Origin of the sequence: Mesorhizobium sp. M7A.F.Ca.CA.002.05.1.1 (genome assembly GCF_003998335.1) — a bacterium.
In the GTDB taxonomy this organism is placed as follows: Bacteria; Pseudomonadota; Alphaproteobacteria; order Rhizobiales; family Rhizobiaceae; genus Mesorhizobium.
The window spans coordinates 1-8639 of the sequence record NZ_RZQI01000172.1 but is presented as its reverse complement, the minus strand read 5'-3'; the positions used below and the strand labels follow the sequence as shown (position 1 = coordinate 8639).

General features: G+C 63.9%; 6 protein-coding genes and 1 pseudogene. 2 read left to right on the top strand and 5 right to left on the bottom strand.

Annotated features, from left to right (window positions below):
- A pseudogene (locus tag EN939_RS11615) lies at positions 1 to 1022 on the top strand (vWA domain-containing protein); the annotation flags it as partial.
- A gap of 68 nt (positions 1023 to 1090) precedes the next feature.
- On the opposite strand, the gene edd reads toward EN939_RS11615, so the two are convergent.
- From edd to zwf, 3 genes are all read right to left on the bottom strand, one after another.
- Positions 1091 to 2914: a phosphogluconate dehydratase gene (gene edd, locus EN939_RS11610; RefSeq protein ID WP_127268130.1), complete on the bottom strand. Its 1824-nt coding sequence runs from the start codon at positions 2912 to 2914 to the stop codon at positions 1091 to 1093.
- Between the two features lie 73 nt (positions 2915 to 2987).
- The gene (gene pgl / locus EN939_RS11605) at positions 2988 to 3704 is read right to left on the bottom strand and encodes a 6-phosphogluconolactonase (RefSeq protein WP_127268129.1); all 717 of its coding nucleotides are present in this window, start codon (positions 3702 to 3704) and stop codon (positions 2988 to 2990) included.
- Positions 3686 to 5155 (bottom strand): glucose-6-phosphate dehydrogenase, encoded by a 1470-nt coding sequence (zwf, locus tag EN939_RS11600; protein ID WP_127268128.1) that lies wholly within the window; start codon positions 5153 to 5155, stop codon positions 3686 to 3688. Before zwf ends, pgl begins: the two co-directional genes overlap by 19 nt.
- 314 nt (positions 5156 to 5469) lie before the next feature.
- Between zwf and EN939_RS11595 the strand changes: the two genes are divergently transcribed.
- Positions 5470 to 6216, top strand: coding sequence for an SDR family oxidoreductase (locus EN939_RS11595; protein ID WP_127268127.1), 747 nt, complete (start codon positions 5470 to 5472; stop codon positions 6214 to 6216).
- 12 nt (positions 6217 to 6228) lie between these two features.
- Here EN939_RS11595 and EN939_RS11590 read toward each other — a convergent pair whose 3' ends face one another.
- Positions 6229 to 7053: an SH3 domain-containing protein gene (locus EN939_RS11590; RefSeq protein WP_164750952.1), complete on the bottom strand. Its 825-nt coding sequence runs from the start codon at positions 7051 to 7053 to the stop codon at positions 6229 to 6231.
- A gap of 262 nt (positions 7054 to 7315) precedes the next feature.
- Positions 7316 to 8602 (bottom strand): NAD(P)/FAD-dependent oxidoreductase, encoded by a 1287-nt coding sequence (locus EN939_RS11585; RefSeq protein WP_127268125.1) that lies wholly within the window; start codon positions 8600 to 8602, stop codon positions 7316 to 7318.
- Positions 8603 to 8639 lie beyond the last annotated feature (37 nt).

Here is an 8639-nt window from a genome sequence, read left to right as displayed (position 1 = left end):
CTCCGGCACCGGAGCCAGCGCCCGCACCGGAGCTGGCCAAACCGGACTTCAATTTCCAGCCGATAGCAGTGCTTGCCGAGGGCGGCGATCCCGTCACCGACGGCAACGCCTGGGAAATCTACAAGGCGAAACCCGACGGTACGCGCGGCGACTACGTCAGCACCGAATACGGCGCCTACAAGGCCAATCTGGAACTGGGCGACTATATCGTCGTGGCCAGTGACGGCCAGGCGAAGACCGAGCAGAAGGTCAAGATCGAGGCAGGCCAGGTCTACAAGCCTCTCTTCAACTTGAATGCCGGCACGCTCATCATCCATCCGCGACCGAGCGAGGGGGCGGATGTCGTCGATGGCGCGGCTGTCGTCATCGACTATCCTGGTGCCGACATGCCCGCCACCTTCTATGGGACGACGAAAGCCGTGTTGCCGGCCGGCGACCAGAAGGTGACTGTCACGATCGGGCAGGGCGTGGCTACCGAGACGATTCCGCTGGCTGCCGGCAAGACCGTGGAAAAGGACATGGTTGCCGGTGTTGGCCATGTCGTTGCCAATGCTTACTATGCTGCGGGCGGCGACAAGGCGGACGGTTCAGGCATCGGCTTCAAGGTGCTCAAGGCAAAAAAGAAGATCGATGGAACCAGGGACGAGGTGACCTATGCCTACGGACCCGACAGCAAATTCGATCTGCCGCCCGATGACTATGTGTTGATTGCGACGGTTGATCTCGCCGTCGTCGAGCAGCCGTTCACCGTCAAGGTGGGCGAATTTCAGGATCTGAAGGTCGCAATGAATGCCGGCGTGCTGGCGATCACCGCGCCCGGAGCCTCGAAGATCGAGATTTTCGAGGCCAAGAAGGACATCAACGGCAACCGCAAGTCGCTTGGCTATGCATTCGACCAGAAGTATCAGGCAGCGATCCCGGCGGGCGACTACGCCGTGGTTTCGGAGAAATCCGACAACAGTTCGAAAGAAGGCAACGTGACGGTCAAGGCCGGCGAGCGAGCCGAGCTAACCGTGCAATAGAATCGTATGCACAACCGCAAGAGGGCGGCCATGTGCCGCCCTTTTTCATGAACGACGCAGAACTGCCGTCAAGCGGTGCCGAAGGCGCTGGCGCCATGGTCGGCGCGGCCGACCAATTGCCGGAAGCCGGCAAACAGTTCGCGGCCGAAGCCGAACTCGTTGCCGATAAGATCGGCATCCGCCGTCCGGCGCAAGGCGAACTCCCCGGCCGGCACCAGGACTTCGAGTGTGCCGGCTTCGGCGTCGAGCCGGATGATGTCGCCTTCGTGGATCCTGGCGATAGGACCCTCCTCGACCGCTTCCGGCGTCACATGGATCGCCGCCGGCACCTTGCCGGAGGCGCCCGACATGCGCCCGTCGGTGACCAGCGCGACGCGCTGGCCGCGATCCTGCAGGATGCCGAGCACGGTGGTCAGCTTGTGCAGTTCCGGCATGCCATTGGCCTTCGGCCCCTGGAAGCGGATGACGGCGATGAAATCACCGGTCAGCGTGCCTGCCTTGAACGCATCGTTCAGCCCTTGCTGGCTGTCGAAGACCCTGGCCGGCGCCTCGATGATACGCCGCTCCGGCTTCACCGCGGAAGTCTTGATGACGGCGTGGCCGAGATTGCCTGACAGCACCTTCAGGCCGCCGGTCGCCTGGAATGCCTTGTTGAACGGCGCCAGCACTTTTTCGTCGCCGCTTGCCTTCGGCGAGGCCTCGCGCACCACGCTGCCGTCGGCGCCGAGCTTTGCCTCGACCGCATAGGGCCGCAGGCCTTCGCCCCACACCGTCTGCACATCCTCATGCAGGATGCCTTCGTCGAGCAGTTCGCGGATCAGGAAGCCGAGCCCGCCGGCGGCGTGGAAATGGTTCACGTCGGCGAGGCCGTTCGGATAGACCCGCGCCAGCAGCGGCACGGCTTCCGAAAGGTCGGAAATATCCTGCCAGGTGATGGCTATGCCGGCCGCCGCCGCCATGGCGATCAGGTGGATGGTGTGATTGGTCGAGCCGCCGGTGGCGTGCAGGCCGACGATGCCGTTGACGATCGAGCGCTCGTCGATCATCCGGCCGACAGGCGTATAGGCGTTGCCGAGCGCGGTGATCGCCAGCGCCCGCTTCGTCGCCTCGCGGGTCAGCGCCTCGCGCAGCGGCGTGCCGGGGTTGACGAAGGAAGCGCCCGGCGTGTGCAGGCCCATGATCTCCATCAGCATCTGGTTGGAATTCGCCGTGCCGTAGAAGGTGCAGGTGCCCGGCCCATGATAGGATTTGGACTCGGCTTCCAGCAGTTCGGCGCGCCCGGCCTTGCCCTCGGCGTAGAGCTGGCGGACCTTGGCCTTCTCGTCATTGGGCAGGCCGGTCGTCATCGGTCCGGCCGGAATGAACACCGCCGGCAGATGGCCGAAGGTGAGTGCCGCGATGACCAGCCCCGGCACGATCTTGTCGCAGACGCCGAGATAGACGGCGGCGTCGAACATGTTGTGCGACAGGCCGATCGCGGCGGCCATGGCGATCACGTCGCGCGAAAACAGCGACAACTCCATGCCGGGCTGGCCCTGGGTGACGCCGTCGCACATGGCCGGCACGCCGCCGGCCACCTGGGCAATGCCGCCGGCTTCGCGCGCCGCGTCCTTGATCAGCGCGGGGAAGGTCTCGAACGGCTGATGCGCCGACAGCATGTCGTTGTAGGAGGTGATGATGCCGAGGTTCGGCACCTTGTCGGCGCCCAGCGCGAGCTTTTCCGAGGGGCTGCACACCGCAAAGCCGTGGGCGAGATTGCCGCACGACAGCACAGCCCGGTTGGCGGTGCGGTTCGATGCCTCGGCGATGCGGCCGAGATAACGCTCGCGGCCTGGCTTTGAGCGCTGGCGGATGCGTTCGGTGATGGCTTCGATGTCGCGTCTGGCGGTCATGGCGGTCGGTCCTTTCAGGCGAGGTCCCGGAAACATCCTCCCGCCGTTTGCCGGGACCAGAGTAAATCGAGATTCAGGGGGCCCAGAAAACCTCTACGGGCTTATGCGCTGCGTCGAGCACGGCACGGATTGGCTTTCGCGGCCCGGGCGCCACCGCGCCGTCGAAGGCGATACGCTTGTCCTCACCCTCTATGTGCAGCGCGATGAAGCCGGCTTCGACGATGCGCGCCAGCGACAGGGTCAGCCGCGGCTCGCCCGCACTTGCCGCATGAACCGGCAGCACGATCCTGTCGGAAGACGGGTCGAGCAGCGTCGCCAGATCGTCGGCATCGGGAAAGAACGAGGCGGTGTGGCCGTCCGGCCCCATGCCGAGCACGACGACATCGAGCGGCCATGGCAAGGACCGGAGCGCTGCATCATCGGACGAGGCCGCATCCTCGATGCTGGTGGCTTCGTGATAGAGCGGCACGAAACGAGCCGCCTTGGCCGCGTTCTGCAACAGATTGGCGGTCACCAGCCCGGCATTGGAGCGTGGCGAGGAGGCCGGCACGAAACGCTCGTCGACCAGCGTCACGATCACCTTGTCCCAGGCGATGGGTATCGCTGAAAGGGCGGCGAAGAATTTTGCCGGCGTGGTGCCGCCGGAGACGGCGAGCAACCCCGTGCCGCGCTCGGCGATCGCCTTGGTCAGTCTGCCTGCAGCATGATCTGCAAGGGCGGCCGCCAGTTCCTGGCGCCCGGCGAAGCCGTTCCAGCTGTAGGCGGCGCTGTTCAATTGCTCTCGTGCCATGTCCGCCCGTCACGCTCGATCAGTGCTATCGAGGCCGATGGCCCCCAGGTGCCCGCCGTGTAGCCCTGCGCCTCCTGCCTGGCACTTTCCCAGGCATTCTGGATCGGGTCGATCCATTTCCACGCCGCCTCGACTTCGTCACGGCGCATGAACAGGGTCTGGTTGCCACGGATGACGTCCATGATCAGCCGCTCATAGGCGTCCGGTGCGCGGCCGTCGAAGGACTGCGCAAAACTCATGTCGAGCGAGATCTGGCGCAGCCGCATGCCGCCCGGACCCGGATCCTTGATCATGATGAACTGCTTGACGCCTTCGTCGGGCTGTAGCCGGATGACCAGCTGGTTGGCGAAGATCGGTCCGGCGCTGTCGCCGAAGATCGAATGCGGGATCGGCTTGAATTCGATGATGATTTCCGAAACCCGCGTCGCCAGCCGCTTGCCGGTGCGGAGATAGAACGGAACGCCCGACCAGCGCCAATTGCCGATCTCGGCCTTGATGGCGACGAAGGTTTCGGTGTTGCTGTCCTTGCCGAGTTCCTCGACATAGCCTTTCACCGGTCCGCCGGCCGAAGCCCCGGCGCGATACTGCCCGCGCACGGTGTGCTTTGGCGCCTCGTTGCCGTTGATGCGCTTCAGTGCCCGCAGCACCTTCAGCTTTTCGTCGCGCACGGCGTCGGCATCCATCGACGATGGCGCTTCCATGGCGACGAGGCACAGCAGCTGCAGCATATGGTTCTGCACCATGTCGCGCAGCGCGCCGGCCTTGTCGTAATAGGTGACGCGGTCTTCCAGGCCGACGGTCTCGGCCACGGTGATCTGGACATGGTCGATGTGGGCTGAATTCCACAACGGCTCGTAGAGCGCGTTGGCGAAGCGCAGCGCCATCAGGTTCTGCACCGTCTCCTTGCCGAGATAATGGTCGATGCGGAAGATCTGGCTTTCGTGGAAGTCGTCGCCGACCAGGTCGTTGAGCTTGCGTGCCGAATCGAGGTCGCGGCCGATCGGCTTTTCCAGCACGATGCGCGAGTTCGGCGTGATCAGATTGTGCTCTTTCAGCTTGTGCGAGATGTCGCCGAACAGCGCCGGCGCCACCGCCAGGTAGAAGGCTCGAATGCGGTCGCTGTCGCCGATCGCCTTCTTGAGCTTGTCGAATCCGGCGCCGCTCGTCGCATCGGCCGAGACGTAGGACAGCCGCGCCAGGAAAGTCTTCAGTTCCTTGGCGTCGATGTCGGCCGGTTTGACGTGCTCGGAGATCGCCTGTTTGGCGAAGGCCTGGAATTCTTCGTCGCTCATTTTCGAGCGCGATGTGCCGATGATGCGTGTCGGCTCCGAAAACTGATGGTCGCGCTGGCGATAATAGAGCGACGGCAGAAGCTTGCGTTCCGACAGATCGCCGGTGCCGCCGAAAATGATGAAGTCGAAAGGCTCGACGGGGATGATCTGGCTGGTCATGGTCTGTCCGCTTTGACGCCGGTCGCTGTGACGCGGCTGATATAATCTAATCGATTTAAATTTTCCAGTGCCATGGTGTCACATCTGGGTGTATGCGCCTGCCCCTTGACAGTCCGATGACCCGGAGGCTTGTCGAAGGCGCGGCTCCGGAAGCCTTCGCAGTTGCAGCATAGAGCGGGATTGACGCGAAAGCCAAAGGAGAAATCGGCGATGGCTCCACATCTTTCGGCCAATCCAGTCAGAAGCCGTGGCTTTGCGCGGATGAGCGCCAATGACGTGCCCGTTGATCGTCACCAATAGTGAGCGGAAAAAACATGCGTCTGGAAAACAAGGTTGCGATCATCACCGGTGCTGCGTCGGGTTTTGGCGAGGGCATCGCCAGGCGCTTTGCGCAGGAGGGTGCCAGGGTCGTTGTCGCCGACCTCAACGCCAGGGGCGCGGAACGCGTCGCCGGCGAGATCGGAGAAGCGGCGATCTGGACCCAGACCGATGTCTCGCTACGCTCCGAATTCGACGAGATGGTCTATGCCGCCAAAAGCGCCTTCGGCCGCATCGACATCATGGTCAACAATGCCGGCTACACCCATCGCAACGGCGATATGCTCAATGTCGACGAGGAGACCTTCGACCTGATAACATCAGTCAACATGAAGGCGATCTATCACGCGGCACTCGCCGTGGTGCCGATCATGGAGCGGCAGGGCGGCGGCGTCATCCTGACCACGGCCTCCACCGCGGGTCTGCGGCCGCGCCCCGGCCTCACCTGGTACAATGCGTCGAAAGGCTGGGCGATCACCGCCACCAAGTCGATGGCGGTCGAACTGGCGCCGAAGAACATCCGCGTCAACTGCCTCTGCCCGGTTGCCGGCGAGACCGGCATGCTGGAGAAATTCATGGGCGCCGATACGCCCGAAATCCGCGAGAAGTTCCGCGCATCGATCCCGCTCGGCCGGCTTTCGACGCCGCTCGACATCGCCAACGCCGCACTCTGGCTGGCCTCGGACGAGGCCGCCTTCATCACCGGCGTGGCGCTGGAGGTCGATGGCGGCCGCTGCATCTGAAAGTGCCAGGCGTCACGCGCCGGTCTTGATGTAACTCTTGTAGATCCAGCCGGTCTTGCCGTTGTAGGTGATCTGGCACCATTGCTTGCAGCTCTTCACCTGCACCGAGGTTTTGGCTGGCACCGTACCGATGGCGGCGGCATTTTTCTTCGGGCCGCTTCGCATGGTCACGGCCCTCAGGATGCGCCCTGTTCCGGCGGCTGCGGCTTTCCTCGGCTTCGCCTTGGCTTGGCTGTCATCCCCCTCTGCCGCTGGCTCTTGCGGCTGCACCGCGGGGATGGCGGCGGTTTGTGCGCCGTCGGGGTGGTTGCCCGCGGCTGCGTTGGGCGCGGCTACCTTGGCAAGTTCGGTGGCAGCATCGGTAGCGGCTGCCGGCTGTGCGAATGCCGCCGCTTGCTTGTCCGCTGCCTTGGGAGCGGTCGAATCGGACGCGGATGCGTCCTTCGGCTGGGAACCGGTCCAGCGCGGGTCATTGGCGGCGAGTGCGGGGATGTTGGCCTGCGCGGCCGCCACGGTTGTTGGAATTGCGTCGGACTTGCGCGCCTGCGGCACGGCTGCCGCGGCGACCGCGGCCCCAACCGGGGTTATTTTCGTCGTCTTCACCGGAACCGTTGGAATTGTCTGCTCGGGGCTCGCTGCCGCTTGTCTGTCGCTGGCCGGCAATGCCAGCCGCAGCGCCACGGCGGCGACGCCAAGCAGCGCGGCGGTGCCGATCGCGGCGATCACCAGATGCGAGTTCGAACGGACTTCCTGCCAGAAGGACGGCCGCATATCGTATCCGAACTGCATGGCAAAGCGCCGACGTTCCGGCGTACCGAAACTGAAGGGCTCTCTCACTCTTGCCACCTCCATAAGCGGGCCGACGTTCTCTCGGTCGGTGCCGGAAGTCCGGCGTCTGATCCGCATAGGTCCCAAAAACAACGCGGGCAGTCCCGCAACAATCCCCGAACAATCGCCCAGAACCGGCAGCTTTCGCCTGCGATTGTGGCATCAGTACGCCATTATAGGGGATTCTGCGCCTTTGCGGGAAATTGCGCAATGCGTCGCACGGGCAACAAATGTTACAATGAATATTACAATATTACATCAGGTCGGTCGGCTAGATCCTGTCCCTCAACGCAAACCAGTTGAGCGCCAGGAACAGCAGCGGCGTGCGGAAGCGCCGACCGCCGGGGAACGGCGGGATTTTCAGATCCTCGATCAGCTTCAGCCGGTCGCGGTTGCCGGCAACGGTTTCAGCATAGAGTTTACCGAAATAGTTCGACAGCATGACGCCGTGGCCGGAATAGCCGCCGGCCGAGATCACATTGGGCATCACTTCGCGCACGAAAGGCTTTCTCGGCACAGTGATGCCGACATAGCCGCCCCACCCATGCGTGATCTCGACATCCCCGAGCGCCGGATAGAGTTCCGCGATCTGGCGGCGGATGTGAATGTGGATATCCCAGGGATCGTTGACGCCATAGACCTCGCGTCCGCCAAACAGCAGCCGCCCGTCCTTCGATCTGCGGAAATAGCGCACGACGAAGCGGGAATCGTCGACCGCCTCGCCGCCCGGCAAAACGTTCGAGTGCGCTCCCAGAGGCACGGTCGCACCGATGAAGGAACCGATCGGCATGATGTGCGCCGCACTCACCGGCTCGAGCGTGCCGCCATAGGCGTTGACCGCTATCAGGCATTTCTGGGCCATCACCGTCCCTCTCGGTGTCGAAACCTTGACCTTGCCGCCACTGGACATGATGCCGGTCGACGGCGTCCCCTCGAACAGCTGCGCGCCTGCAAGCGCTGCCACCCGCGCCGTGCCGATCACCAGCTTCATCGGATGGATGTGGCCGGTGCCGGTGTCGCGCGTGCCGCCGAAATAGGCGGTCGAGCCCAACCGCTCCGCCGTCTCCCTGGCATCCATGAACGAGATATGCGGGTAGGCAAAACGGCTCGCCATGATCTCGGCATGCGCCTTGTAGTCGTCGACATAGCGGGGCTTGTGCGCCACCGAGAGCTGGCCCGGCATATAGTCGATATCGATCTGGTTGGCGGCAGTGAATTCGAGGAGATGCGCCTTGGCCTCTTCGGCAAGATCAAACAGCGCCTTGGCGCGGGCCAAGCCATACTCGGATTCCAGGTCCTCGGCCCAGGCGCGCTGGCCGGTGCCGAGCTGCCCGCCATTGCGCCCGGAGGCGCCATCGCCGAAGCGGTACGCGTCGATCAGCACGACATTGGTGCCTGCCTTGGCCAGATGCGCCGCCGCCGACAGCCCGGTGAAGCCGCCACCAATGATGACGACATCGCATGTCCGGTCGCCATCCAGTCCGGGATATTCGGGCCTCGGTCCCGCCGTGTCCTCGTACCAGGAACGGCCGGGGGAAATTGGGGATTGGTAAGGCATGATGCTCGCAGGGAGTAGGGGAGTAGGGGAATAGGGG

Bases quoted from the DNA above. Each gene is read 5' to 3' on its own strand.
- EN939_RS11585 (WP_127268125.1), bottom strand. From the start codon at position 8,602: ATGCCTTACCAATCCCCAATTTCCCCCGGCCGTTCCTGGTACGAGGAC.
- EN939_RS11595 (WP_127268127.1), top strand. From the start codon at position 5,470: ATGCGTCTGGAAAACAAGGTTGCGATCATCACCGGTGCTGCGTCGGGT.
- zwf (WP_127268128.1), bottom strand. From the start codon at position 5,155: ATGACCAGCCAGATCATCCCCGTCGAGCCTTTCGACTTCATCATTTTC.
- edd (WP_127268130.1), bottom strand. From the start codon at position 2,914: ATGACCGCCAGACGCGACATCGAAGCCATCACCGAACGCATCCGCCAG.
- pgl (WP_127268129.1), bottom strand. From the start codon at position 3,704: ATGGCACGAGAGCAATTGAACAGCGCCGCCTACAGCTGGAACGGCTTC.